23 protein-coding genes are annotated in these 25,865 nt (G+C 74.1%); 12 read left to right on the forward strand and 11 right to left on the reverse strand.

The window, feature by feature from the left end:
* Positions 1-143: 143 nt before the first annotated feature.
* Together MRBLMG1_RS00835 and MRBLMG1_RS00840 are read right to left on the reverse strand one after the other, a co-directional pair.
* Entirely contained in the window at positions 144-962 is an 819-nt protein-coding gene (locus MRBLMG1_RS00835) for a TetR family transcriptional regulator (protein WP_367819663.1), read from the reverse strand.
* A gap of 115 nt (positions 963-1,077) precedes the next feature.
* The gene (locus MRBLMG1_RS00840) at positions 1,078-2,859 is read right to left on the reverse strand and encodes a 3-hydroxyacyl-CoA dehydrogenase family protein (RefSeq protein ID WP_367819665.1); all 1,782 of its coding nucleotides are present in this window, start codon (positions 2,857-2,859) and stop codon (positions 1,078-1,080) included.
* A 321-nt stretch (positions 2,860-3,180) separates the two neighbouring features.
* Here MRBLMG1_RS00840 and MRBLMG1_RS00845 point away from each other — a divergent pair, with 321 nt between their 5' ends.
* Positions 3,181-3,783 (forward strand): HEAT repeat domain-containing protein, encoded by a 603-nt coding sequence (locus MRBLMG1_RS00845; RefSeq protein ID WP_367819667.1) that lies wholly within the window; start codon positions 3,181-3,183, stop codon positions 3,781-3,783.
* 28 nt (positions 3,784-3,811) lie between these two features.
* Here the strand turns inward: MRBLMG1_RS00845 and MRBLMG1_RS00850 are convergent, their stop codons facing one another.
* The 3 genes from MRBLMG1_RS00850 to MRBLMG1_RS00860 form a co-directional block, all read right to left on the reverse strand.
* Positions 3,812-4,264 (reverse strand): RidA family protein, encoded by a 453-nt coding sequence (locus tag MRBLMG1_RS00850; protein WP_367819669.1) that lies wholly within the window; start codon positions 4,262-4,264, stop codon positions 3,812-3,814.
* Between the two features lie 79 nt (positions 4,265-4,343).
* On the reverse strand, positions 4,344-5,975 hold the full coding sequence (locus tag MRBLMG1_RS00855; RefSeq protein WP_367819670.1) for an alpha/beta hydrolase: 1,632 nt from the start codon (positions 5,973-5,975) through the stop codon (positions 4,344-4,346).
* Positions 5,976-6,100: 125 nt separating this feature from the next.
* Positions 6,101-7,141 carry an Rv2578c family radical SAM protein gene (locus tag MRBLMG1_RS00860; protein WP_367819671.1) on the reverse strand — a complete coding sequence of 347 codons (1,041 nt, stop codon included), beginning with the start codon at positions 7,139-7,141 and terminating at the stop codon, positions 6,101-6,103.
* Between the two features lie 146 nt (positions 7,142-7,287).
* Here MRBLMG1_RS00860 and MRBLMG1_RS00865 point away from each other — a divergent pair, with 146 nt between their 5' ends.
* Together MRBLMG1_RS00865 and MRBLMG1_RS00870 are read left to right on the forward strand one after the other, a co-directional pair.
* Complete coding sequence (locus MRBLMG1_RS00865; protein WP_367819673.1) at positions 7,288-7,731, forward strand: SRPBCC family protein; 444 nt, start codon at positions 7,288-7,290, stop codon at positions 7,729-7,731.
* A gap of 239 nt (positions 7,732-7,970) precedes the next feature.
* Positions 7,971-10,454 (forward strand): MFS transporter, encoded by a 2,484-nt coding sequence (locus MRBLMG1_RS00870; protein ID WP_367819675.1) that lies wholly within the window; start codon positions 7,971-7,973, stop codon positions 10,452-10,454.
* A gap of 9 nt (positions 10,455-10,463) precedes the next feature.
* Here MRBLMG1_RS00870 and MRBLMG1_RS00875 read toward each other — a convergent pair whose 3' ends face one another.
* Complete coding sequence (locus MRBLMG1_RS00875; protein WP_367819676.1) at positions 10,464-11,771, reverse strand: hypothetical protein; 1,308 nt, start codon at positions 11,769-11,771, stop codon at positions 10,464-10,466.
* Between the two features lie 308 nt (positions 11,772-12,079).
* On the opposite strand from MRBLMG1_RS00875, the gene MRBLMG1_RS00880 reads away from it, so the two are divergent.
* The 4 genes from MRBLMG1_RS00880 to MRBLMG1_RS00895 are packed head-to-tail and all read left to right on the forward strand — an operon-like array spanning position 12,080 to position 17,228.
* Complete coding sequence (locus MRBLMG1_RS00880; RefSeq protein WP_367819677.1) at positions 12,080-12,913, forward strand: M55 family metallopeptidase; 834 nt, start codon at positions 12,080-12,082, stop codon at positions 12,911-12,913.
* Positions 12,906-14,240 (forward strand): M20/M25/M40 family metallo-hydrolase, encoded by a 1,335-nt coding sequence (locus MRBLMG1_RS00885; RefSeq protein ID WP_367819679.1) that lies wholly within the window; start codon positions 12,906-12,908, stop codon positions 14,238-14,240. The genes MRBLMG1_RS00880 and MRBLMG1_RS00885 overlap by 8 nt, the downstream gene beginning before the upstream one ends.
* A 34-nt stretch (positions 14,241-14,274) precedes the next feature.
* A complete protein-coding gene (locus tag MRBLMG1_RS00890) occupies positions 14,275-16,278 on the forward strand; it encodes a prolyl oligopeptidase family serine peptidase (protein WP_367819681.1) in 2,004 nt (667 codons plus the stop codon).
* Positions 16,275-17,228, forward strand: a complete 954-nt coding sequence (locus MRBLMG1_RS00895; protein WP_367819682.1) for a S66 peptidase family protein — start codon at positions 16,275-16,277, stop codon at positions 17,226-17,228. Before MRBLMG1_RS00890 ends, MRBLMG1_RS00895 begins: the two co-directional genes overlap by 4 nt.
* Before the next feature lie 85 nt (positions 17,229-17,313).
* On the opposite strand, the gene MRBLMG1_RS00900 is transcribed toward MRBLMG1_RS00895, so the two are convergent.
* Both MRBLMG1_RS00900 and MRBLMG1_RS00905 read right to left on the reverse strand, forming a co-directional pair.
* Complete coding sequence (locus MRBLMG1_RS00900) at positions 17,314-18,402, reverse strand: adenosine deaminase (RefSeq protein ID WP_367819683.1); 1,089 nt, start codon at positions 18,400-18,402, stop codon at positions 17,314-17,316.
* Positions 18,403-18,644: 242 nt separating this feature from the next.
* Positions 18,645-19,418, reverse strand: a complete 774-nt coding sequence (locus MRBLMG1_RS00905; protein WP_367819685.1) for a GntR family transcriptional regulator — start codon at positions 19,416-19,418, stop codon at positions 18,645-18,647.
* Positions 19,419-19,611: 193 nt separating this feature from the next.
* Between MRBLMG1_RS00905 and MRBLMG1_RS00910 the strand changes: the two genes are divergently transcribed.
* From MRBLMG1_RS00910 to MRBLMG1_RS00920, 3 genes are all read left to right on the forward strand, one after another.
* Positions 19,612-19,863, forward strand: a complete 252-nt coding sequence (locus MRBLMG1_RS00910; protein WP_367819687.1) for a DUF1049 domain-containing protein — start codon at positions 19,612-19,614, stop codon at positions 19,861-19,863.
* Positions 19,860-20,210, forward strand: coding sequence for a hypothetical protein (locus MRBLMG1_RS00915; protein ID WP_367819689.1), 351 nt, complete (start codon positions 19,860-19,862; stop codon positions 20,208-20,210). The genes MRBLMG1_RS00910 and MRBLMG1_RS00915 overlap by 4 nt, the downstream gene beginning before the upstream one ends.
* A gap of 319 nt (positions 20,211-20,529) precedes the next feature.
* Positions 20,530-21,096 carry a GNAT family N-acetyltransferase gene (locus tag MRBLMG1_RS00920; RefSeq protein WP_367819691.1) on the forward strand — a complete coding sequence of 189 codons (567 nt, stop codon included), beginning with the start codon at positions 20,530-20,532 and terminating at the stop codon, positions 21,094-21,096.
* On the opposite strand, the gene MRBLMG1_RS00925 is transcribed toward MRBLMG1_RS00920, so the two are convergent.
* Positions 21,084-21,416 (reverse strand): DUF6204 family protein, encoded by a 333-nt coding sequence (locus tag MRBLMG1_RS00925; protein ID WP_367819693.1) that lies wholly within the window; start codon positions 21,414-21,416, stop codon positions 21,084-21,086. The genes MRBLMG1_RS00920 and MRBLMG1_RS00925 overlap by 13 nt on opposite strands.
* Before the next feature lie 179 nt (positions 21,417-21,595).
* Here MRBLMG1_RS00925 and MRBLMG1_RS00930 point away from each other — a divergent pair, with 179 nt between their 5' ends.
* Positions 21,596-23,818 (forward strand): DUF5107 domain-containing protein, encoded by a 2,223-nt coding sequence (locus MRBLMG1_RS00930; RefSeq protein WP_367819695.1) that lies wholly within the window; start codon positions 21,596-21,598, stop codon positions 23,816-23,818.
* 68 nt (positions 23,819-23,886) lie between these two features.
* Positions 23,887-24,123: a hypothetical protein gene (locus MRBLMG1_RS00935; RefSeq protein ID WP_367819696.1), complete on the forward strand. Its 237-nt coding sequence runs from the start codon at positions 23,887-23,889 to the stop codon at positions 24,121-24,123.
* Between the two features lie 188 nt (positions 24,124-24,311).
* On the opposite strand, the gene MRBLMG1_RS00940 is transcribed toward MRBLMG1_RS00935, so the two are convergent.
* Together MRBLMG1_RS00940 and MRBLMG1_RS00945 are read right to left on the reverse strand one after the other, a co-directional pair.
* Positions 24,312-25,148 (reverse strand): methyltransferase domain-containing protein, encoded by an 837-nt coding sequence (locus MRBLMG1_RS00940; protein ID WP_367819697.1) that lies wholly within the window; start codon positions 25,146-25,148, stop codon positions 24,312-24,314.
* Positions 25,149-25,237: 89 nt separating this feature from the next.
* The gene (locus tag MRBLMG1_RS00945) at positions 25,238-25,756 is read right to left on the reverse strand and encodes a GNAT family N-acetyltransferase (protein WP_367819699.1); all 519 of its coding nucleotides are present in this window, start codon (positions 25,754-25,756) and stop codon (positions 25,238-25,240) included.
* Between the last annotated feature and the right edge of the window lie 109 nt (positions 25,757-25,865).

Genomic DNA, 25,865 nt, shown 5'->3' on the forward strand with positions numbered 1-25,865 from the left:
AGGCACTGCGTGCCAACAATTTCACTCAGATGCAATCTGCCCGTCACGGATGAGCGATGATCGATCGAAACCGCCCTTGAGCTGGGCGAACGCACGAGGGCCGCCCCCGGAAACCGGGGGCGGCCCTCGTCGTGGAACGGTGCTCAGGCTTCCTTGAGCGCCTGCTGGATCGTGCGCATGACCTCGTCGAGCGGTGCGTCCGTACGGGCCACGGCGACGACCACGTCGCCGGTGGTGGAGACCCGGGCGACGGGCGCGGGCTCGGCCTGCGGGGAAGGGGCCGGACGGCCCGCGCCTATGCCCGAGCCGAAGGTCTCCCGGACGATGGCGAAGGCGTGGTCCAGCTGCGCCTCCACGTCGCCCTGGCCGCCCGCCCGCAGCCAGCGGCGCAGCACGTGGTTGTGGGCCGTGACGACCGCCGACGCGGCGACCTCGGCGAGCAGCGGGTCGTCGTTGCCGTCGTGGTGGTCGCGCTCGTCGAAGTGCCCGAGCAGATAGCGGGTGAACAGCCGCTCGTAGCGGGCCACCGAGGCGATCTCGCGCTCCCGCAGCGTCGGCACCTCACGGGTGAGCCGGTAGCGCTCGACCGAGACCGCGGGCGACCCCGCGTACATCTTCATGACTTCCTTGATGCCCCGGCACACCGTGTCGAGCGGGTGCTCGTGCGGCGGGGCGGCGTTCAGCACCGCCTCCGCCCGCACCAGCGTGTCGTCGTGATCGGGGAAGATCGCCTCTTCCTTGGAGCGGAAGTGGCGGAAGAAGGTCCGCCGAGCGACCCCGGCCGTGGCCGCGATCTCGTCGACCGTGGTGGCCTCGTACCCCTTGGTGGCGAAGAGCTCCATGGCCGCCGCGGCGAGCTCCCGGCGCATCTTGAGCCGCTGGGCGGCGGCACGAGTGCCCGCCGCGCTCTCGGGAGCGTCGGACGTGGACGTGGCACGGGGTGTCTTCGCGGCCTTGGGCATGGTCCGAACGTACTGCATCGGAGTGGGAGTGTGCCCAGGTGGGGGCGGGGAGCCCCCCGGGGCACCGGCGGTGCCCGGGGAGCTCAGCAGACCGCCCCAGCCGGGCGTGCGGGGCTCAGCGTCGGGCATATTCGCGGAAGCCGCGACCCGTCTTGCGGCCGAGGCAGCCGGCTGCCACGAGGTGCTCCAGGAGCGGGGCGGGGGCCAGGCCCGGGTCGCGGAACTCGCGGTGCAGCACCTGCTCGATCGCGAGCGAGACGTCGAGGCCGACCACGTCGAGCAGCTCGAACGGGCCCATCGGGTAGCCGCCGCCCAGCTTCATCGCCGCGTCGATGTCGTCCAGGGTCGCGTAGTGCTCCTGGACCATCTTGATCGCGTTGTTCAGGTACGGGAAGAGCAGCGCGTTCACGATGAAGCCGGCCCGGTCGCCGCAGTCCACCGGGTGCTTGCGGATCTTCGCCGTGACCTCGCGGACGGTGGCGTGGACGTCGTCCGCGGTCAGGACCGTACGGACGATCTCGACCAGCTTCATCGCCGGCGCCGGGTTGAAGAAGTGCATCCCGATGACGTCCTGCGGGCGCGTGGTGGCGCGGGCGCAGGCCACGACCGGCAGCGAGGAGGTCGTGGTGGCGAGCACCGCGCCCGGCTTGCAGATCTTGTCGAGCCGCGCGAACAGCTCCTGCTTGATCTCCAGGTCCTCGGCGACCGCCTCGACGGCCAGGTCGACCTCGGCGAACGCGTCGAGCGTGCCCGCCGCGGTGATCAGCCCCAGCGTGGTGTCACGGGCCTCGCCCGTCATCCGGCCCTTGTCGACGGAGCGGGCCAGCGACTTGGCGATCCGGGCCTTGGCGGTGTCCGCCTTCTCCTGGGAGCGGGCGGCCAGGACGACCTGGTAACCGGCCTTGGCGAAGACCTCGGCGATGCCTGACGCCATCGTGCCCGAGCCGGCGACGCCGACCGAACGGACCTCGCGGCCCGCGCCGGCCTCGGCGGAGGCCGACGGGGTCAGCGCGTCGGCCACCACCTCGCCGGAGCCCGGCGCCTCGTACGTGTAGAAGCCGCGGCCCGCCTTGCGGCCGGTCAGGCCGGCCTCGCTGAGCTGCTTGAGGATCGGGGCGGGGGCGTGCAGGCGGTCGTGCGAGGAGGCGTACATGGCCTCCAGGACCGTACGGGCCGTGTCGACGCCGATCAGGTCGAGCAGCGCCAGCGGGCCCATCGGCAGGCCGCAGCCCAGCCTCATCGCCGCGTCGATGTCCTCGCGGGAGGCGTACTTCGCCTCGTACATGGCGGCGGCCTGGTTCAGGTAGCCGAAGAGCAGGCCGTCCGCGATGAATCCGGCCCGGTCGCCGACCGCGACCGGCTCCTTGCCGAGGTCCTGGGCGAGCCGGGTGACGGCGTCGACGGCCCGCGGGTCGGTGAGGACGGAGGAGACCACCTCGACCAGCTTCATGGCCTGGACCGGCGCGAAGAAGTGCAGGCCGAGGACCCGCTCGGGGTGGGCCGAGTCGGCGGCGAGCCGGGTGACGGAGAGCGCGTTGGTGCCGGTGGCCAGGATCGCGTCGGGGCGGACGATCGCGTCGAGGGCCCGGAAGACCTCCTGCTTCGCCTCGTACGACTCGGGCACGACCTCGATCACGAGGTCGGCCTCGGCGGCCGCCTGGAGGTCGGAGAAGGTACGGAAGCGGGCCAGGACGTCCTGCCGCTCCTCCTCGGTGATCCGCTCGCGGGCCACCGCGCGGGCGGTGGAGGCCTCCAGGGCGGCGACGGCCCGGGCGGCGGCGGTGTCGCTGATGTCGATGCCGATGACCTCGCGGCCGGCCCGGGCGAGGACGTCTGCGATACCCGCGCCCATGGTGCCGAGACCGACGACGGCGATGGTGGAGAGAGGGGTGTCCATCAGGGGACTCCAGGGAGGAAGAGTGACGACTGAGGGCAGTGAGCGCGCGAAAGGGCGCGGGAGAACACGAAGGCGATGCCACGAAAAGAGGGCGCTGCCCGGGAATGAGGGCGATGCCCTCGGAAAAGGGGCCGACGGACTCTGTCCCGGAGTCACATCGAAACTGCCGAACCGACGTACGACACAACGGCTGCGTCACCAGGCCGTTGTGGGAAGTGCGGGTGGTGGCCCGCTCACCTGAGACTAACCGGCCGGTAACGAGCGCGCCAGTCCCGGGAAGTTGAGGACAATGTGATCTGGATCGCGGATAGGCTCCGATTCATGGATTACGCCGAGGATCCGGAATTCTGCTCGATGATCGATCGATTGCGCGACGAGATCGAGAATGACATCGGAGAGGTCCCCGAGACATTCCGTCATCTCGCATCGACCGGCGACCCCGAGGAACTGCACCACGTCCTCACGGCGCACGGACAACCGCTCTGGGCCCGCGAGATCGCCGCCTACGCGCTCGGAGTCGCCGGCGACCCCCGCGCCTTCGAGGCCCTCGTCCTCCTCCTCAACCACCGCGACCCCGAGCGCTGCGTCACCGCCGCCCACGCCCTGACCCGGCTCGGCGACCCGCGCACCGCCCGCGCGGCCGCCGCCCTCGCCACCAACGAACTCCGCGCCGCCTACGCCCTCCTGCCGGTCCGGCTGCTCGCCTCGCTCCGCGCCCCCGAGTCCGTACCGGCCCTGATCACCGTCCTCGAACGGCGACTTCCCGCCGACGACCCCCACTGGCGGGTCGGTCTCGCCTGCGTCGAGGGCCTCGGCGCGCTCGGCGACCCCACGGCCCGCCCCGCCCTGGAGGCGGCCCTCCCGCACCCCCGGCTCGGCGCCGCCGCCGAACGGTCACTGCACCTGCTCGGCCCCGCGGGCTGACCGGCGGAGGGGCCGAAGCCCCACGAGGTCAACGGAGCAAGCGGAGCTCCGGGCCGGTGTCACCCGAGGCCGCCCCGGCGCCCTCGGGGACGAGCGCGAACGCCTCGATCTCCACGAGCAGCTCCGGCCGGACGAGCGCCGACACCTGCACCGCCGAGCTCGCCGGCAGCGGCGCCCCCGCGAAGTGGGCGTCCCTGGCGTCCCGTATCGCCGGGAGGTGGGCGACGTCCGTGACGAAGTAGGTCAGCTTCACCACGTCGCCGAAGCCCGCGCCGGCGGCGGCGAGGCACCGCTCCAGGTTCGCGAAGACCTGGTGGGCCTGGGCCGCGGCGTCGCCCTCCCCGACGACCGCCCCCGAGGCGTCGAACGCGCACTGCCCGGATATCGCGACGAACCGGCCCGTGCCCCAGACGACATGGCTGTACTGGGGGCTGGGCGCGACGCCGTCGGGTGCGGGGACGTGGGTGAGGTGGCTTGTCATGTCGCACATCCTCGCGCACGGCACTGACAATGCCCGCGACCCCTGGGGCCGCGGGCACCGTCGGCGGTGGGTCGGCGGGTCAGCGCACGTGGCCGAGCAGCCCGTGCAGGGCCACGCCGACCGGCTCCGCGCGGGGCGCCGCGGCCCGCTCGCCGCCGCGCGCCTCCGGAGCCTTCTTCGCGGCCGGGGCCACCGGCTCGGGCTCCGGCTCCGGGAGCGCCTCGCAGACCGCGTCCACCTCGGAGTCGCCCTCGGCGCGCGGGACCTCGCCGGTGGCGAGGTAGGCGGCCAGGTGGTCGTCGAGGCAGTCGTTGCCGCCGAGGGTCACCCCGTGGTTCCCGCCGCCCTGCTCGACGACCAGGCTGGAGCCGCGGACGAGCCGGTGCAGGGCGACCCCGCCCTCGTACGGCGTGGCCGCGTCGTCGGTCGCCTGGAGGATGAGGACCGGAGGCACCTGGTCGTTCGTGACGTCCGGCGGGGTCAGCGACGGGACCGGCCAGAACGCGCACGGCGCGTTGTACCAGGCGTTGTTCCAGGTCGAGAAGGGCGCCTTGGCGTGCACGTCCCAGCTGTCCTTGCGCCAGACGTTCCAGTCCCGGGGCCAGCCCGCGTCCCGGCACTGCACGCTCGTGTAGACCGAGTAGCCGTTGTCCGCGGCCGCGTCGGCCTCCCCGTACCGCTCGTAGGCCGCCGTCAGCGGCGCCGGGTCGGCGTCGTTGACGTACGCGGAGAACGCTTCGGCGAGGCGGGGCCAGTAGCCGTTGTAGTACCCGCCGGGCAGGAAGGTGTCCTCCAGCTCGCCCGGGCCGACCTTCCCGCCGGCCGGGGCCGCGCGCAGCGCGTCGCGCATCCGGTACCAGGCGGCCTCGACCGCGGCTGGGTCGGTGCCCAGCTCGTAGACGGCGTCCTGCCGTGCCACCCAGGCCATGAAGTCCTTGTGGCGGGTGTCGAAGGCGTAGTCCTGGGCGATGTTGTCCTCGTACCAGACGCCGTGCGGGTTGACGACGGAGTCGAGGGCCATGCGGCGCACCCGGTCCGGGTGGAGCCGGGCGTACACCGCGCCCAGGTACGTGCCGTACGAGTAGCCGAGGTAGTTGAGCTGCGGGGCCCCGAGCGCGGCGCGGATGGAGTCCAGGTCCCGCGCGGTGCTCACCGTGTCGACGTACGGCAGGACGTCGGCGTACTTCTCGCCGCAGGCATCGGCGAAGGACCGGGCCCGCTCGACCGCCGCCCGCTCGGCGGCGGCGCCGGTGGGCACCGAGTCGGGGCGCACCGGCGCGAAGTGGCCGGGCCGGCAGTCGAGCGCGGGCTCGCTCTTGCCGACGCCGCGCGGGTCGAAGCCGACCACGTCGTACTCGGCGGCCACCTTCGCGGGCAGCGAGGCCGCCACGAAGCCGGCCATCGCGCGCCCGCTGCCGCCGGGCCCGCCCGGGTTGACGAGCAGCGGGCCCTGGAAGGCCTTCGCGGTGTGCCGGACCCGGGTCAGGGCGAGCGTGATGCTCCGTCCGGCCGGGTCGTCGTGGTTGAGCGGCACCTTCAGGGTGGCGCACTCGAGCTTCGGGTACGCCTTCGTGGCGCAGCCGGTCCAGGCGAGCGACGGCAGCGGGCGGGGGGTCGGTTCTCCGGCGTCGGCGGGAGCGGCGGGCAGGACGGTGACCGTCCCGGCGACCAGCGCTCCAGCGGCGATCAGCATTCCTGCGCGTGGGGTCATAGGGCCTTTGTGTCCCGTGCGGACCCCGGCAGGACCCGATTCGGCCAGAGTTGACCCGAACAGAGGAGGATCCGACGGCGTGTCAGGTGACCGGTCGGATGATCGGAGCGGGCCGCCGGGCGGGTTCAGAGGAAGGTGAGCTGTTCGGGAGCGGCCGCGACGGCCGGTTCCTCCGGTACGGGAATCCGTCGCGCCGCGCCCCGGTGCGCGGGCCCGATGCCGAACTCGGCGGCCAGTTCGTGCACCTGACGGGTGATCCGGCGCTGGTACCACGTCGGCGCGTAGGCCCCGGCCGCGTACATCCGCTCGTACCGCCGCACCAGGCCGGGGTGGTGCTCGCGCAGCCACCCCATGAACCACTCGCGGGCCCCGGGCCGCAGGTGCAGCACGAGCGGGGTGACCGAACTCGCCCCGGCCTCGGCGATGGCGCGGACCGTCTCGCGCAGCTGCTCGGGCCGGTCGCCGAGGAACGGCACCACCGGGGCCATCAGGACCCCGCAGTCGATGCCCCGCTCGCCGAGGGCGCGGACGACGTCGAGACGGCTCTGCGGCGAGGGCGTGCCGGGTTCGACCGTCCGCCACAGCTCCCGGTCGGTGAAGCCGACGGAGACGGAGATGCCGACCTCGGTGACCCGGGCGGCCTGGGTGAGGAGGTCCAGGTCGCGCAGGATCAGGGTGCCCTTGGTGAGGATCGAGAACGGGTTGGCCCGGTCCCGCAGGGCGGTGAGGATGCCCGGCATGAGGCGGTAGCGGCCCTCCGCGCGCTGGTAGCAGTCGACGTTGGTACCCATGGCGATGTGCGCGCCCTGCCAGCGTGCGGAGGCGAGCTGGCGCGCCAGCAGCTCCGGGGCGTTGACCTTGACGACGATCTGGGAGTCGAAGCCGAGCCCGGTGTCGAGGTCGAGATAGCTGTGGGTCTTGCGCGCGAAGCAGTACACGCACGCGTGTGTGCAACCGCGGTACGGGTTGACCGTCCATTCGAACGGCATCCGGGAGGCGCCCGGCACCCGGTTGAGGATCGAGCGGGCCCGCACCTCGTGGAAGGTGATGCCGCGGAACTCCGGGGTGTCGAAGGTGCGGGTGGTGACCGCGTCCGTACCGAACAGGGCGATGTCGGCGGGTGCGGCCGGGCCGCCCGGGGTGTCGCCCAGATTGTCCCAGCGCATGGACGCCTCCTCGGTTGCCGTTCTCGACCGTGCGCCCAGAATAGAACACCTGTTCCCTTGATCATCGCAACCCGGATTTCGCCCCCCGGACCCCACGTGGTTCGCTTGGCCCACACCCCCGAGGAACCACGAGCTGGAGGAAGTCGATGGCGCAGGTCGAGGCCACTACCGAACGGATCATCGCCGCGGACGCGGAGACGGTGTTCGACGCGCTGGCCGACTACAGCGGTACGCGCGCGAAGCTGCTCCCCGAGCACTTCAGCGAGTACGAGGTGCGCGAGGGCGGCGACGGCGAGGGCACCCTCGTCCACTGGAAGCTCCAGGCCACCAGCAAGCGCGTCCGCGACTGCCTCCTGGAGGTCACCGAGCCCACCGACGGTCAGCTCGTCGAGAAGGACCGCAACTCCTCCATGGTCACCACCTGGACCGTGACCCCCGCCAGCGAGGGCAAGTCCCGCGCCGTCGTCACCACCGTCTGGAACGGCGCCGGCGGCATCGGCGGCTTCTTCGAGAGGACCTTCGCGCCCAAGGGCCTCGGCCGCATCTACGACGCCGTCCTCGCCAAGCTGGCGGACGAGGTCGAGAAGTAACGCCCTGAGCGTTCACCGATTCGAGTGGATCGCCCGCGCCCCCGTACCGGAGCCCCAGCGCACCGAGGGGGCGCGGGCCCCCTCGTAAACGCGCTGATGAGCGACCCAAGTGCGCCGTCACGCAGGGACGTTCGCCCTCCGGAACGCCACTGACCTCCCGTACCGCCCGACTTGCTCCCCCTTCGCGCGCAATGCGAAGAATGGCGCGGCGCAGACGCCGTGACGAGGGGAGCAGGTACGTGGGTGCGATCACCACAGTGAAGGACGTCGGGGAAGGTGCGGAACCGCTCGTCGCGGACGGCCCGCCCGACGGCCTCGCGCCGCCGCCCGGCCCCGGCCCGGCCGCCGCCCTCGACCCCCGCCGCGTCCGGCTCGTCTTCTGCGGCCTGATGCTCGCGCTGCTCCTCGCGGCCCTCGAACAGATGATCGTCGCCACCGCCCTGCCGAAGATCGTCGGTGAACTCCAGGGCCTGGACCGGATGTCCTGGGCGATCACCGCCTACCTGCTGACCTCCACCATCGGCCTGCCGGTGTACGGGAAGCTGGGCGACCTCCTCGGCCGCAAGAGCGTCTTCGTCTTCGCCATCGTCGTCTTCGTCATCGGCTCGGGCCTGGCCGGCTGGTCACGGTCCATGGACGAGCTCATCGCCTTCCGCGCCCTCCAGGGCGCCGGCGCGGGCGGCCTCATGATCGGCGTCCAGGCGATCATCGCCGACATCGTCCCCGCCCGCGAGCGCGGCCGGTACATGGGCCTGATCGGCGCCGCCTTCGGCCTCGCCTCCGTCGCCGGACCCCTCCTCGGCGGCTTCTTCACCGACCACGTCTCCTGGCGCTGGTGCTTCTACTTCAACGTGCCCTTCGGGCTCGTCACCCTCGCCGTCGTCGTCGCCGTCCTCAAGCTCCCCAAACCCACGGCACGCGCGCGCTTCGACGTCCTCGGCGCCCTGCTCCTCGCCGCCGCCTCCACCTGCCTGGTCCTGCTGACCAGTTGGGGCGGCACCGAGTACGCCTGGGACTCCCGGGTCGTCCTCGCCCTCGCCGGCGGGGCCGCCGTCACCACCGTGCTGTTCCTGGTCGTCGAGCACTTCGCGCCCGAACCCCTCATCCCGCTCCGGCTGTTCCGCGACTCCGTCTTCACCGTCACCGCCCTCGTCGGCGCGGTCGTCGGCATCGCGCTCTTCGGCGCCGCCAGCTACCTCCCCAGCTTCCTGCAGATGGTCGAGGGCGCCAGCGCCACCGAGTCCGGCCTCCTGATGCTGCCCCTGATGGGCGGCATCGTCATCGCCTCCGTCGTCTCCGGCCAGCTCATCAGCCGCACCGGCCACTACAAGATCTATCCGGTGGTCGGCGGCGCCGTCTCCGTCCTCGGCATGTGGCTGCTCTCCCACCTGGACGCCGACACCCCGCGCCTCCAGTACAGCCTCTGGCAGGCCGTCCTCGGCACCGGCATCGGCCTGGTCATGCCGGTCCTCGTGCTCGCCGTGCAGAACTCGGTGCGCCCGGCCGACCTCGGCACCGCCACCAGCGCCCACAACTACTTCCGCCAGATCGGCGGCAGCGTCGGCGCCGCGGTCTTCGGCACCCTCTTCGCCTCCCGGCTCGACGACGCGCTCGGCGACCGGCTCGCCGGCCTCCTGTCGCAGGGCGGCCCCGTGTCACCGCCGCCCGCCGAGTCGATCACCCCGCAGAGCGTCCACACCCTGCCGCCGGCCCTCCGCGACGCGTACGTCCAGGCGTACGCGGACGCGATGCCGCGGATCTTCCTCTACCTCGTGCCGGTCCTCGTGCTCGGCCTCGTCCTCGCCTTCTTCCTCAAGGAGAAACCGCTGGTGTCCCACCACAGCCCCCTCACCGAGGCCACCGAGGCCACGCGCGCCGACGACCTCGGCGGAGTCCAGGCGGTCCCGCACGCCCGCCACGCCGCCCACGCCGCACCCACCCGGGCCGCCGCGGCGCCGCCGCACTCGGGGGTCCCGGTCTGCGGCACCGTCCAGCACCACGACGGCAGCAGGGTGCCCCGGGCCGCCCTCACCCTCATCGACGTCCAGGGGCGGCAGGTGGGCCGCGGCGCGAGCGGCGAGGACGGCCGGTACGCGCTGAGCGTCCCCGGCGGCGGCGCGTACGTCCTGATCGCGGCGGCCGGCGGGCACCAGCCCCAGGCCGTGTCCGTCACCGTCGGCGACCGGCCCGTCGAGCTCGACGTCGTCCTCGGCGGCGCCGGGCGCCTCGCGGGCAGCGTCGTCACCGCCGACGGCAGCCCGGTACGGGACGCGGCCGTCACCCTGACCGACGTACGCGGCGAGGTCGTCGCCTCCACCCGCAGCGGGCGCGAGGGCGGGTACGTCATCGGCGAGCTCGTCGCGGGCGAGTACACGCTCGCCGCCAGCGCCCCCGCCTTCCGCCCCGCCGCGCTCCCGGTGAGCGTCCAGGCCTCCCGCGAGACCCGCCAGGACATCGAACTGGCCGGCGGCGCGGTGCTCCGCGGCACGGTGCGGGCCGGCGGCGGGCGGCCCGTCGAGGACGCCCGGGTCACCCTGCTCGACGCCGCGGGGAACGTCGTCGACACCCTCACCACCGGCGCCGACGGCACGTTCCGCTTCGTGGACCTGTCCTCCGGCGAGTACACGGTCATCGCCGCCGGCTACCCGCCCGTCGCCACCGTCCTGCAGATGGCCGGCGGGGGCCGCACCGAGCGCGACCTCCAGCTCGGCCACCAGGACTGACGACCGGCCTCAGGAGGTGGTCGTCGCCTTGCGCAGTGCGCTGATGCAGGTGCCGATCGCCTCCTGGAGGGCTTCGAGGCGCTGGAGCATGTCGGCCTCGTAGATGTCCTCCTCCATCACCTCGTCCAGGGTCAGCTCCTCGAAGACCTTCGTCGCCTTCTGCAGGCTGTTGTAGAACTTCGTCCGGCGCTCCTGGACGCGCAGGGCCGGATCCTCCTCGACGGCCTTGGCGACCAGGCCCTTCACCGTGTCGTACGCCTCACCGGCCCACTCGCCCGCCTCCTCCGAGTCGTCGAGCTCGTCGAGGAGCGACAGGTGCCGCTCGGCCTCGGCGCGCAGCTCGGCGGGCGCCTCCACGGTCTGCCCGGCGGGCGTCTTGATCTGGCCGTTCTCGACGATCTGGCGCACGTACCCGATGCGGTCGGCCGCCTTCGCCTCGCTCGCCACCGCCTTCTTCAGGTCGTCGGTGCGCGCGATGGCACGGGCCATCTCGGTCTGGAGGGCCGGGTCCTCCTTCATCCGGTCGAGCAGCGCGCCGCGCGCGGCCTCGGCCGTGCCCGGGTCGGCGAGGATCGCGGCCCGCAGCGCCGTCGGGTTCTCCGCGACCTCCAGGGCCTTCGTCGGCCGGATGCCCTCCGCCTCGGCCGCGGCGGTGATCGCCTGGCCGCGGACCGAGGACGCGCTGTTGCGGGAGGTGTAGTACGACAGCCAGACGTCCGCGTCGGGCAGCTCGATGTCCGCGCCGGGGACCAGGACCTCGAACTGCGGGACCAGACCGTCGTCGGCCGCCATGTCCCAGGCCTTGTAGTACCGCATGACCCGCTCCGGCGAGCACCCCGCGAGCCGGGCGAACGCCTTCGCCGAGACCTTCGTCCGCGCCGTCCCCTCGGCGGCCTGGCCGCCGGGCCGCACGCTCCGGGCCACCTTGAGCGCGAACGCCCAGCCCCCGGTCCGCGCGTACACACCGAAGTCGTGGGCGTCACGCACCACGACGGGGTCGTGCTCCTCGCCGCCGCCGTCCGCGTCCGCCGCCTCGTCCTGTTCCGGCCCGTGCCCGCCGGCGTCGGCGTCCCCGCCGGCCTGCGGCTCGGGCGCCGACGGCTCCCAGAACTCCGGCTCCTCCGCCATGACGGGCACGTCCGACTCGGCGGGCTCGGCGGCCTCGGTGGGCTCGGCGGATTCGGCCCGCCCGGCGGGCACCAGCGACTCGGACGCGACGGACGCGACGGACGCGACGGACCCGACAGACCCGATCGACTCGACGGACTCGACGGACTCGACGGGCGTGGTTTCGGACGGGGTGAAGGCGATGGTCACCGAGAGCTCTCCGGAAGGTCGGGTGCGACAACTGCGGCGGACAGCCTATACGTACCTGTTGGCGAAGTTTCGCCCTATTCGGAACCGCGCTGAATCCCTGGTGGGACGCGCGCCCCGGGGCTGCATGCCACCGCGCCCACGAGCTGGGCCGCCGCCGCGCTGCGCCGCCTGGGGGAGGCGGACCCCAGGACGTCCACGGTACCGGAGGGGTGGGCCGTACCGCCGTTCGGCGGGTGCCACTGGTCCACTCCAACGGCGGTTATCCACAGGGGTGGTAGGGCCGCGGGGCGACGCGTACGGTGCCAGGCATGAAGATCCTCATCAGCGCCGACATGGAGGGCGCGACCGGTGTGACCTGGCCCGCCGACGTGCTGCCCGGCACGCCCCAGTGGGAGCGGTGCCGCGCGCTGTTCACCTCCGACGTGAACGCGGCCGTGCTCGGCTTCTTCGACGGCGGCGCCGACGAGGTCCTGATCAACGAAGCGCACTGGTCCATGCGGAACCTGCTGCTCGAGCGGCTCGACGAGCGGGCCGAGATGCTCACCGGCCGGCACAAGTCCCTCTCCATGGTCGAGGGCGTGCAGCACGGGGACGTCGACGGCATCGCGTTCGTGGGCTATCACACGGGCGCCGGCACCGAGGGCGTCCTCGCCCACACCTACCTCGCCAACTCGATCACGGGCGTCTGGCTCGACGGCGAGCGGGCCAGCGAGGGCCTGCTCAACGCAAATGTGGTCGCGGAGTACGGCGTCCCGGTCGTCCTCGTCACCGGTGACGACCTCACCTGCGAGGACGCCCTCGGGTACGCGCCCGAGGCGCCCAAGGTCGCCGTCAAGGACCACGTCTCCCGGTACGCGGCGGTGTGCCGCACGCCGGCCAGGACCGCCGCCGACATCCGGGCGGCGGCGAAGTCCGGCGCCGCCCTCGCCGTCCGGCACGAACCGGTCAGGGGCGGACCCTTCACGGTGGAGCTGGAGTTCGACGCCGAGCACCTGGGCGCCGCCGCCACGGTGGTTCCCGGCGTGGCGCGGAGCGGCGAGAGGCGCGTCGCGTACACCAGCGGGACCATGTACGAGGCAATCCGTACGTTCAAGGCGGTCACGACCATCGTCTCGGCCGCGGTGGAGGAGCAGTATGGCTGAGGAGGTCCGGGGCCCGGACACGACGGCGCTCGACGAGGTGGTCACCTTCACCTCCGAGCTCATCCGCATCGACACCACCAACCGCGGCGGCGGCGACTGCCGGGAGCGACCCGCCGCCGAATACGTCGCCGAGCGGCTCGCCGCCGCCGGCGTCGAACCCGTGCTCCTGGAGCGCACCCCCGGCCGCACCAACGTCGTGGCCCGCATCCCCGGCACCGATCCCTCGGCCGAGGCGCTCCTCGTCCACGGCCACCTGGACGTGGTCCCCGCCGACCCCGCCGAATGGTCCGTGCACCCCTTCTCCGGCGAGGTACGCGACGGCGTCGTCTGGGGGCGCGGAGCCGTCGACATGAAGAACATGGACGCGATGGTCCTGGCCGTCGTCCGCTCCTGGGCCCGCCAGGGCGTACGGCCGCGCCGCGACATCGTCCTCGCGTACACCGCGGACGAGGAGGCCAGCGCCGAGGACGGCTCCGGGTTCCTCGCCGACCGGCACGCCCCACTCTTCGAGGGCTGCACCGAAGGCATCAGCGAATCGGGGGCGTTCAGCTTCCACCCCACGCCCGGCACCACCCTCTACCCGATCGCCGCGGGGGAGCGGGGCACCGCCTGGCTCAAGCTGACCGCCCACGGCCGGGCCGGCCACGGCTCCAAGGTGAACACGGCCAACGCCGTCACCCGCCTCGCCTCCGCCGTCGCCCGGATCGGCGCGCACACCTGGCCGGTCCGCCTCACCGCGACCGTCCGCGCCGCCCTCACCGAACTGGCCGCGCTGTACGGCATCGAGGTCGACACCGCCGCGCCCGACCTCGACGTCGACCTGCTCCTCGACAAGCTCGGACCCGCCGCCGCGCTCGTCCAGTCGACCGTCCGCAACAGCGCCAACCCGACGATGCTCGAAGCCGGTTACAAGGTCAACGTCATCCCCGGCCAAGCCGTCGCCTACATCGACGGGCGGATGCTGCCGGGCACGGAGGAGGAGTTCGCCGCGACGATGGACCTCCTCACCGGGCCCGACGTGGAGTGGGGGTTCCACCACCGCGAAGTGCCCCTGGAGGCCCCCTTCGACTCACCGACCTTCGCCAAGCTGAGGGCCGCCGTCGAGCGCTTCGACCCGGCCGGAACCGTCGTGCCGTACACGATGTCCGGCGGCACCGACGCCAAGCAGTTCTCCCGGCTCGGGATCACCGGCTACGGCTTCTCGCCGCTCAGGCTGCCCCCGGACCTCGACTACGGCGCGCTCTTCCACGGCGTCGACGAACGCGTGCCGGTGGACGCCCTGCACTTCGGCGTCCGGGTGCTCGACCACTATCTGAAGTCCGCGTAGGACAGGGGCAGGACCTGTGACAGGGGGAGTCGAGATGGAACCGACCGAGGCCGCCCACGGCAGCTGGCCGTCACCCGTCGACGCGGCGCTCACCGCCGCGCACGACGGCCGACCCGAGTACCTCGGCGCCGTCGGCGACGAACTGTGGTGGACGGCGCCCCGCCCCGCCGAGGGCGGACGCCGCGCCCTCGTCCGGCGGCGCGCCGACGGCACCGAGGACGGTGTGCTGCCCGCCCCCTGGAACGTCCGCAGCCGGGTGATCGAGTACGGCGGCCAGCCCTGGGCCGCGGTCGCGCGCCCCGCGGGCGGACCGCTCGTCGTCTTCTCCCACTTCCCCGACCAGCGGCTGTACGCGTACGAGCCCGACGCCGGGACCGTCGCGGAGCCGCGGCCCCTCACCCCCGTCTCGGCGACCGGCGACGGACTGCGCTGGGTGGACCCGGTCGTCCGGCCGGAGCTCGGCGAGGTGTGGTGCGTCCTCGAGGAGTTCACCGGGCCCGCGCCCACCGACGTGCGCAGGGTCCTCGCCGCCGTGCCGCTGGACGGATCGGCCGCCGACGACCGCACCGCCGTACGCGAACTCTGCGACGCCCGGCACCGGTTCGTCACCGGCCCCCGCGTCTCGCCGGACGGGAACCGGGTTACCTGGATCGCCTGGGACCACCCCCGGATGCCCTGGGACGGCACCGAGGTCCGGATCGCCGAGATCGCCCAAGACGGCACCCTCCGGGACGCCAGGACCGTCGCGGGCGGGCCCGCCGAGTCGATCCCGCAGGTCGACTGGGACGCGGCCGGGCGGCTGCTCCTCGTCAGCGACCGCACCGGCTGGTGGAACCTCTACCGGGCGGAGTTCGGCGCCGGCGGCGACCTCGGCGAACCCGTCGCCCTCTGCCCCCGCGCCGAGGAGTTCGGCGGCCCGCTCTGGAAGATCGGGCTCCGCTGGTTCACGCCCCTGGACAACGGGCTGATCGCCGTCGTCCACGGCAGGGGCACCACCGCCCTCGGGATCCTCGACCCCGGCAGCGGCACCCTCGCCGACGCCCCCGGGCCCTGGACCGAGTGGGCCTCGACCCTCGCCGCGCACGGGAGCCGGGTGGTCGGCGCCGCCGCCGGACCGCACACCTCCTACGAACTCGTCGAGCTGGACACCCGCACCGGCCGCACCCGGGTGGTCGGCGCCGCGCACACGGACGCCGTCGATCCCGCGTACTACCCGGAGCCCCGCCTCCGCACGTTCACCGGCCCCGGCGGGCGGGAGATCCACGCGCAGGTCTACCCGCCCCGCCACCCCGGCTTCACCGGACCCCCGGGCGAACGGCCGCCCTACGTGATCTGGGCGCACGGCGGGCCCACCGGCCACGCCCCGCTCGTCCTCGACCTGGAGATCGCCTACTTCACCTCGCGGGGCATCGGCGTCGCCGAGGTCAACTACGGCGGTTCGACGGGCTACGGACGGGAGTACCGGGAGCGGCTGCGCGAGCAGTGGGGCGTCGTGGACGTCGAGGACTGCGCCGCCGTGGCGGCGGCGCTCGCCGCCGAGGGCACGGCCGACCCGGCCCGGCTCGCCGTGCGGGGCGGCAGCGCCGGCGGCTGGACGGCGGCGGCCTCCCTCGTCGGCACGGACGTCTACGCCTGCGGAACGATCATCTACCCCGTCCTCGACCTGCGCGCCTGGGCGACCGACGAGACCCACGACTTCGAGTCCCGGTACCTCCACGGCCTGGTCGGACCGCTCGACCGGGTGCCGGCCCGCTACAAGGAACGGTCACCCGTCGAGCACGTCGACCGGGTCACCGCCCCCTTCCTGCTGCTCCAGGGGCTCGACGACGTCATCTGTCCGCCCGCCCAGGCCGAGCGCTTCCTCGCCCGCGCGGCCGGCCGGGGCGTCCCGCACGCGTACCTCGCCTTCGAGGGAGAGGGGCACGGCTTCCGCAGGGCCGATACGATCACCCGGTCCCTGGAAGCCGAACTCGACCTGTACGTACGCACCTTCGGCATCGACCGCACGGACGTGCCGGCCCTGGAGTACCGCACATGAGCACCGCGACCCCGCACGCCACCGCCGAACTCCCGGCCCGGGCCGAGCGGCTCCGTCCCGGGGCCCGGGTCGCCGTCGTCGCCCCCAGCGGGCCCATCCCCGAGGAACGGCTCGACGCGGGGCTCGACATCCTGCGCGGCTGGGGCCTCGACCCCGTCGTCGCCCCGCACGTCCTGGCCGCCCACCCCACCCTCGGACACCTCGCGGGCGAGGACCGGGCGCGGGCCCGCGACCTCACCGAGGCCTGGTGCGACCCCTCCGTCTCCGCAGTGATCTGCGCGCGCGGCGGCTACGGCGCCCAGCGCATGGTCGACCTCGTCGACTGGCAGGCGATCAGGGCGGCCGGGCCCAAGGTGTTCGTCGGCTACAGCGACGCCACCGCACTCCACGAGGCCTTCGCCGTCCGCGCCGGCCTCGCCACCCTGCACGGCCCGATGGTCGCCGCCGCCACGTTCCTCGCGGACCCGCGGACCCAGGAGTCCCTGCGCGCCACCCTGTTCGAGCCGGAGTCGGTCCGGACGCTCGGCCTGGAGACGGCGCGTGCCCTGGTGCCCGGCCGCGCCCGCGGCGTCACCCTCGGCGGCTGCGTCAGCCTCCTCGCCTCCGACCTCGCCACGCCGCACGCCCGCCCCTCGGCGCGTGGCGGGCTGCTGCTCCTGGAGGACGTGGGCGAGGATCCGTACCGGCTCGACCGCGTCCTCACCCAACTCCTCCGCTCCGACTGGCTCGACGGCGTCGCGGGCATCGGCCTCGGCTCCTGGGTGGACTGCGGCCCCTACGAGGACGTGCGGGCCGTCCTCGCCGACCGCCTCGGCGGCCTCGGCGTCCCGGTCGTCGAGGAACTGGGCTTCGGCCACAGTGCGACGGCCCTCACCGTGCCCCTCGGCGTGCCCGCGGTCCTCGACGCGGAGGCGGGCACCCTGACCCTGGACGTACCGGCGCTGCGCTGAGCGGCGGGCCGGCCCCGGTCGAGCGGCCGGTCGAGCCGTCGGTCGAGCCGTCGGTCCGCGCGGGACGGGCCCCGGTGCGACGCGCCTAGAGAGCGGCGTACCCCGGGCGAACGACCTCGTCGATCAGGCGCTGACGGTCCGGCAGCGGGAGGAACGCGGCATCGAGGGCGGCGACGGTGAACTCCTCGAAGACCTCGGGGCCGTACCCGAAGGCGTCCACCATGTGCTGGAACTCCTCGCTCATGGTGGTGCCGGAGACCAGACGGTTGTCGGTGTTCAGGGTGATGCGGAAGCCGAGGCGGCGGAGCTCGTCGATCGGGTGCGAGGCGTAGTCCTTCGCCGCGCCCGTCTGGAGGTTGGAGGTCGGGCAGACCTCCAGGGCGATGCGGTTGTCGCGGACGTACGAGGCCAGCCGGCCCAGGGTGCCGTCCTCGCCGATGTCGTCCGTGATCCGGACGCCGTGGCCGATCCGCTCGGTGCCGCAGACCTGCACCGCCTCGTGGATCGACTCCGCGCCGACGGCCTCGCCCGCGTGGATCGTGAAGTGGCAGTTCTCCCGCTTCAGGTGCTGGAAGGCGGGGAGGTGGCGGGCCGGCGGGTTGCCGATCTCGCCGCCGGCGATGTCGAAGCCGGCCACGCCGTTGTCCCGGTGCGCGACCGTGAGCTGCGCGATCTCCAGCGACCGGTCCGTGTGGCGCATGCCGGTGAGCAGCGTACGGACGGTGATCCGGCCGCCGGAGCGGCGCTCGCCCTCGCGGAAGCCGTCGTTGACCGCCTCGACGACCTCGTCGAGGGTCAGCCCGCCCTCCAGGTGCTGCTCGGGGGCGTAGCGGATCTCGGCGTAGACGACCCCGTCCGCCGCCAGGTCCTCGGCGCACTCGGCCGCGATGCGCGTCAGCGCCTCGCGGGTCTGCATCACCGCGCAGGTGTGGGCGAACGTCTCCAGGTACCGCTCCAGCGAACCGGAGTCGGCGGCGTCCCGGAACCACACCGCGAGCGCGGCCGGGTCCTCGGTCGGCAGCGCGGTGTAGCCGCACTCCCGCGCCAGCTCGACGATGGTCGCGGGGCGCAGCCCGCCGTCGAGGTGGTCGTGGAGGACGGCCTTGGGGGCCCGGCGGATCCACTCGGAAACGGCGGGGGCGGCAGGCGTGGCGGAGTTGTCAGACAAGTGCATGGCCGGGAAGTGTACGCCACGCCCGGGAGGGGCGCTGTGACGGCCGTGACAGGCGACCGGAGCGCGACGTTCCGCGGGCCTTGCGGGGGCTGCCCGGGTCCGGCGGGGGATGGTGTGAGGCGGGGGACCGGGCGGGTGGGACCTGGTGGCCCGGGCGTCGTCGCCGACCTGTCCGTAGAGCTCGCCGGAGCGCACCGGCCGCCCGCCCCGACCCGCGTCGCCGCTGACCCGCGGGCCGGGGCTCAGTGGGACTGGAGCACCGGCAGCGCGGGCGCGCCCGTGGGGAGCATGTGCTTGGCGGCGAGGACGGGCGTCTCGCCGACCCGCACGACCTGGGTGACCAGGACCGCGGGGGTGTCCGCGGGGCGGCCGAGCTGCTCGCCGCGCCGCCGCCCGAGCAGGGTGGCCGTGATGCCGCTGTGCGCGGTGAGGGCCGTCTCGCGGGAGGCGCCGACGAGGACCGAGAGCATGGAGACGGCGGGGCCGGGCCCTGCCACTCCGGGGGGTTCGGGATCCGCCGTCCGCAGGGCGCGGGCGAAGTCGGGGTGGACCCGGTCGAGCAGGTCGTCCGGCGCCGCCCACTCGTGGCTGAGGGCCGCCGCCGTGCCCTCGCCGGTCAGCACCGACTCCCAGAAGCGCAGCTCGGCGCGGGCCGGGGCGAGCAGGTGCTGGGTGGTGAAGTCGGTCGGCTCCTCGACGGTGCGCAGCAGCGCCCGTACGCGCAGCGGCGTGCCGGCGCCGATGAGCTCCTCCAGCGGCTGGACGTGCTCGAAGCCGCGGCGGGGCGGCCGGTCGTTGACCGTGCGGCCGACCCCTCGGCGTACGGTCAGGACGCCGTCCTCCTGGAGCAGCAGGAGCGCCTCGCGCAGGGCGGGCCGGCTCACGCCCAGCTCGGCGGCGAGCTTCGGTTCCGAGGGGAGTGTCGACCCCGGCGGATAGGTGCCGTCGTGGACGGCGTCCGCGATCCGCTCGTAGAGCGCCACGACCGGTCGCCGCCGCTGTCCGCTGACCGCCACGGCCCCTCCTCGCCTCGTCCCGGCCGCCTGGTCCCCGCCGGTGTCCGGCACCCACGGTAGCGGCCTTTGCTGTCTGACAAGTCACCCGTCCGGCTCTCCCCACCGGCCCAGTGGGGCTCCGCTCGGCCCATTCTGGACCCACGGCGGGTCGGCTCGTACGACCGACGGCACGACGGAGGAGAGGGGCCGGGGCATGAGTCCCAAGGAGACGCCACGGGCATCGCACGGGGGCACGTCCCGGTTCAGCGGAGCGTTCACCCCGGGCCGGATCGCGATGATCGCGCTCGCGGTCCTCACCCTGGTCTTCATCTTCGAGAACACCCGCGAGGTCAAGATCCGACTGCTGATCCCCGAGGTGACCATGCCGCTGTACGGGGCCCTGCTCACGGCCGCCGTCCTCGGTGGCGCCTGCGGCTTCTACGCCGCGGCCCGGAGGCGGAAGTGAGGCGGGCCGCCGTCGTGGGCGCGGGAGCGGTCCTCGCGCTCGCGGCCGTCGCCGTCAGCTCGGCCGGGGAGGCCGCCGCCCCCGGCGACGACGCGGGGACGCGCCCGATGCCGGACTTCCTGGGCCGCGGGCTCTGGCGCGTCTTCACCCGCCTTCCGCGCCGGACCCGGCTGGACGTCCACGACGTGAGCGGGCACGACCGGCGGGTGCTCTGGCCGCCGAGCTGGCAGGTCTGCACCCAGTACCCGTCGGCGGGCACCGGCCTCGACCGCCGCACCACGGTCATGATCGGCGTCGTCCGCAAGGGCGAGAGCTGCCCCCCGCGCGTGCAGAGCGCCCGCCGCTGAGCCGGGACGCCGCGCCCTGGTCCGAGCCTGTCGATCCTGGTTCGGCCCTGGCCCGTTGGACACCCCAGGGGGCGTCCTGCCGATCATGCCGGCTCGCGGGGCCCTGATCCGGCCTGATCCGCCGTACGTCCCTAGGGCCTGTCGTCACACTCCCGTCTGCCCCGCGACGCCATGCACGCGCTCTCGCCGCACCGGGCGCAAGCCCGAGTACGTCCAGTACGAGGACTCGCGCCCGGCACGCCGAGAGCACGCACCTGACGCCGCAGGGCCGCCCTTCGGGCGACGACGGGAGTGTGACGACAGGCCCTAGCCTGGCCCCATGTCCGACGATCCCGGCCGGTACCTCGCGGCAGGGCCCCGCGTGGGCCTGCGCGCCTTCTCGTCCGACGACGCGGGGGAGTTCACCGCCCGTGCCAGGGAGAGCCGGGAGCTGCACCGCCCCTGGCTGTTCCCGCCGTGCACGACGGAGGCGTACGCGGCGTACGCGGGCGCGCTCCTGGGGGACCCGGCGCGCGTCGGGTTCCTGGTGTGCGCGCGGGAGGACGGCGGCCGGATCGCCGGATTCGTCAACATCAACAACATCGTCCGCGGAGCCTTCCGCAGCGGGGCGCTCGGCTACGGCGCCTTCGCGCACGCCGCCGGGCGCGGTCTGCTCACCGAGGCGCTCGGGGTGCTCCTGGCGTACGCCTTCGGGCCGCTGGATCTGCACCGCCTGGAGGCGAACATCCAGCCGGGCAACACCGCCTCCCGCGCGCTCGTCCGCCGCGCGGGCTTCCGTCTGGAGGGGTTCTCCCCGGCGATGCTGTTCATCGACGGCGCCTGGCGGGACCACGAACGCTGGGCGATCACGGCCCCGGAACCCCAGGACGCGGCTCAGCGCTTGTAGTTGATCTTCATCGTGTCGAGGTCCGTCACCGTGGAGCGCAGCGGGCCGTGCGCGTGGCCGAGCTCCTTGAGCGCGGTCTCCACCCGGTCCTCGGCGAGCGCCCCCGCCATCTCGTCGCCGTCCGCCGCGTCGGAGACGACGACCAGACGGTACGAGAAGTGCTTCAGCGTCCGGTCGTAGGCGAGCGAGCCCTCCTCCGTGAACTGCATCGCGGTCAGCCCGTGCGCGTCCACGTCGGCGAGCAGCCGGGTGCGGCTCTCCTCCGACAGACCGTCGAACGTGCCGCGCACGATGACCCGGTAGGTGTGCTGCGTGCCCATTCCTCGTACTCCCTGTGCCACGGTTCCCTCGGCCGCCGGGGTGGCGCCGACCCACCACAGTACGGCGGCGGGCGCCGGACCGCCGGGAATATCCGGGCCGCCGGCGCCCCCGCTCCTTTACCGAAGCCTGACGTGGAGAACCCCTGGTCACGACCGACCCCGACGTGTTCCATGGGGCGATGACGACCGTACGACGTGCCGTACTGACGCTGCCCGCGGCCCCGTTGGGCCCGGACAACCCGCTGCCCGCCCTGCGCCCCCACGACGGGACGCACGCGGTCGACGCGCACACCCTCGCGTCCCTGCCGCGCGACATGGCCCGGGGCATCGGGCGCGATCCCCTGCGCAGCCTGCTGCCCGCACCGCTGCGCGACGGCTACGGCCGCGAGCGCACCCCCACGGACCTCGACGCGATCGTGATCGAGAACGAACGGCTTCGGGTGACCGTGCTGCCCGGCCTCGGCGGCCGCGTCCACTCCCTGCACCACAAGCCCACCGGGCGCGAACTCCTCTACCGCAACCCGGTGTTCCAGCCCGCGGCCTTCGCGCTCAACGGCGCCTGGTACTCCGGCGGCGTCGAGTGGAACATCGGCGCCACCGGCCACACCACCCTGTCCTGCTCCCCCCTCCACGCCGCGACCGTCCCCGCACCCGACGGCGGCCCGATGCTCCGCCTCTGGGAGTGGGAACGACTGCGCGACCTCCCTTTCCAGGTCGACCTGTGGCTCCCGGAGGGCTCCGACTTCCTGTACGCGGGGATCCGCGTCCGCAACCCCCACGAGCACACCGCCCCCGTCTACTGGTGGTCGAACACCGCCGTCCCCGAGGACCGCCGGATCCTCGCCCCCGCCGACGCCGCCTGGCACCACGGCCACGACCGCGGCCTGCGCCGGCTCCCCGTACCCGTCACCGAGGGCGGCACCGACCGTTCCTACCCGCTGAACGGCGCGCACGCCGCCGACTGGTTCTACGACCTGCCCGACGGGCAGCGCCGCTGGATCGCGGCCCTCGACGGCGACGGCACCGGCCTCGTCCACACCTCCACCGACCCGCTGCGCGGCCGCAAGCTCTTCCTCTGGGGTACGGAGCGCGGCGGACGGCGCTGGCAGGAGTGGCTCACCGAGCCCGGCACCCCCGGCTACGCCGAGATCCAGGCCGGACTCGCCCGCACCCAGCTGGAGCACCTGGAGCTCGCGGGCGGCGCCGAGTTCAGCTGGCTGGAGGCGTACGGGCCGCTGGCCGCCGATCCCGCCACCGCGCTCGGCGACGACTGGGCGGCGGCCCGCGCCGAGGTCGAGGGCGCCCTCGCCGCGGCGCTGCCACGCGCCTCGGTCGACACGGCCTACACGGCCTGGCGGGAAGGCGCCGCCGACACCGCGCCCGGCACGCCCCTCGCCACCGGTTCCGGCTGGGGCGCGCTCGAAGTGCTGCGCGGACGCCACGACCTGCCGGGCACCCCGTTCCCCGAGTCGACGATCGGGCCGGACCAGGAGCCCTGGCGCGTGCTGCTGCGCACCGGCGTCCTGCCGGCCCCGGCGAAGGGCGCCGCTCCGGGACCGCCGCTGGTCGCCGCCCCGTGGCGGGACATGCTGGAGACCGCCCCCGCCGACCCGTCCACCGAGTACCACCTCGGCATCGCCCAGTGGCACGCCGGTGACCGCGCCCAGGCGGTACGGAGCTGGGAGCGCGGACTGCGGGAGGCCGAGGTGCGCTGGCCCCTGCTGTACTGCCTGGCCGTCGCCGACCGCGAGGACGGCCACCCGGCGCGGGCCGCCGACCGGTTCACGGAGGCCTTCGCGGAACACGCGGAGGCCTTCGGTGCCGAGACCGGGCCCGCGGTCGCCGGCCGTGCGGGCACCGGCCCGGTGGAGACCGGCCACGTGGAGACCGGCCACGTCGAGACCTGGCTCGTGGACAGCCGGACGCCGTACTCCCGGACCCCGTACTCCCGGCCCGTGGACGTGAGGTCCTCGGACGCCGGGCTTTCGGGTCCCGGACGCTCGGGTCCCGGGCGCTCGGACGCCGGGCCTTCGGGCGCCGGTCTTTCGGGCGCCGGTCTTTCGGGCGCCGGGCTCGTTTCGCGGGCCGGCGGAGGGGTCGCGGTGGCCGCCGCGCTCGGGCGCGAGGCGATCGGCGCCCTGCTGGCCGCCGGCCGGCCCGGCACGGCGGGGGAGGTGTGGACGAGGCTCCCGGAGGAGGTCCGGGCCAGGGGCGCGTTCCGTCTCCTGGAGGCGCGGATCCTGCTCGCGGAGGGCAGGACCGGCGAGGCCCGCGCCGTCTTCGACGCGGGCTTCGAGGTCGCCGACCTGCGTGAGGGCGCCGAGGTCCTGGGCGAGCTCTGGGCGGAGCTCACGGACGAACCCCTGCCGGACGCCTACGAGTTCAGGATGCGTCCGAGCTGACGGACGGGCCGCGGGCGGCGGTACCGTGGGGCCGCGCGGCGAGCGCGCCGAGGGGCGGGGGTCCGGAGATGGCGTCCTGGGCGACGACCGGGTGCCGGTGCGGCCACCCGCGCTTCCGCCATGGCGAACCCAGGTTCTCCGGTGCCTGCGCCGCGTGCCTGTGCGGCGGGTTCGAGCTGCCGCCGCCGGAGGTCGGCTCGGCGGACCCCGTGCCCGCCCCGCCGGAGCCGGACCGCACCCCGCATCCGGGCTGCCCGCTCCAGGACCCGGACTGCCTCGGATTCCACGACTTCTTCCGGGACTGAGGCGGTCCGGTCGTTCAGGGACCGAGGGGTTCCGGACCTTGTGGGACGGACCGGGCGGTCCGGTCGTTCCGGGGGGCGAGGCGGTCCGGCCCCTGATACGGCGGACCGAGGCGGTCCGGCCCCTGGCACGGACCGAGGGGGCCCGGCCCCTGGCACGGACCGAGGCGGCCCGGCCCCCCCCGGGGGCGTCAGGAGACCCGGCACAGGATCTCGCCGTGCGGGACCATGAACCAGGCGTCCTCCTGCTCGCCCCACTCCCGCCACGCCTCGCCGATCGCCGCCAGGTCGGCGGCGGTCGCGTGGCCGCCGGACACGGCCAGTTCGGCGTAGACGGACGCGGTCGTACGGTCCGCCCACAGGCCGCTCCACCAGGCCCGCTCCTCCGGGGTGGCGTAGCACCAGGTGCCGGCCGTCGTCGTGACGTCGGTGAAGCCGGCCTGCCGGGCCCAGGCGAACAGCCGCCGCCCCGCGTCCGGTTCACCGCCGTTGGCGCGCGCGACCCGGTGGTACAGGTCCAGCCACCCGTCCAGCGCGGGCCGTTCGGGATACCAGGCGAAGGCCCCGTAGTCGCTGTCGCGGGCGGCGACGACGCCGCCGGGCCGGCACACCCGCCGCATCTCGCGCAGCGCCTGGACCGGGTCGCCGACGTGCTGCAGCACCTGATGGGCGTGGACGACGTCGAAGGAGTCGTCGGGGAAGTCCAGCGCGTGGACGTCGGCCACGGCGAACTCGACGTTCTCCAGGCCGCGTTCGGCGGCCACGGCGCGCGCCTTGTCCAGGACGTCGTCGGCCGCGTCGACCGCCGTCACCCGGCCGGGCGCCACCAGTGCGGCCAGGTCGGCGGTGATGGTGCCGGGGCCGCAGCCCACGTCCAGGACGTCCAGGCCCGAACGCAGCTCCGGCAGCAGGTAGGCCGCCGAGTTGGCGGCGGTACGCCAGGTGTGCGAGCGCAGGACGGACTCGTGGTGGCCGTGGGTGTAGACCGCGGTCTCGTGGGCCGTGGACGGTGTGGAGGCGTGCGTCATGGAAGCGACTCCCTCGGTATGGGTGCGTGTCACCACCGTACGCGCGGCGGCCGTATATTGAGATGGGCGTCTTGGGATGTGGACGCGCCTCAGATGAACAGGGCCCGCCGGTACCGGAGTTCGTCGAGCGTCACGCCGCCGGTCTCCTCGCGCACCACCTCGCCGTCCGGCCGCCAGCCCGCCGCCTCGTAGAACCTCCGCCCCCGTGCGTTCCCCGCGAACACCCACAGGGCCGCCTCGCGGAACCCGCCCGCCACGAGCGCGTCGACCGAAGCCGAGAGCAGCGCCCGTCCGACGCCCCTGCCCCACACCTCCGGCAGGGCGTACAGCGCCGCGAGCTCCGCCGTCGTCCCGGCGGGCAGGTCCTCGTCCGGCCAGGCCCGGAAGCACGCGAAGGCGACCGGCCGGCCGTCGGTGCCCGTGCTCAGCAGCACCGCGGGCCGGTCCGGAGCCGTCAGCCGGGCGTGCCAGACGGCGGAACGCTCCTCGACGTCGAGGGCGTCCAGGTACGCGGCGGGGAGCAGGTCGCGGTAGGCGGCCCGCCAGGACCGGATGTGCACGGCGGCGAGCGCGGCCGCGTCCTCGGGAAGTGCTTCGCGTATCGGCATGCGGCATTGTCGGCCCGGCCGCGGGCCGGCCGCTCACGGTTTCCGGCGCGGGCCGACGGGCGGCCCGACCTGACGAACCCGTGTATGACAGGACTGTGAACGGGCCGTG

This window comes from Streptomyces sp. LMG1-1-1.1, assembly GCF_040815545.1.
GTDB lineage: Bacteria > Actinomycetota > Actinomycetes > Streptomycetales > Streptomycetaceae > Streptomyces.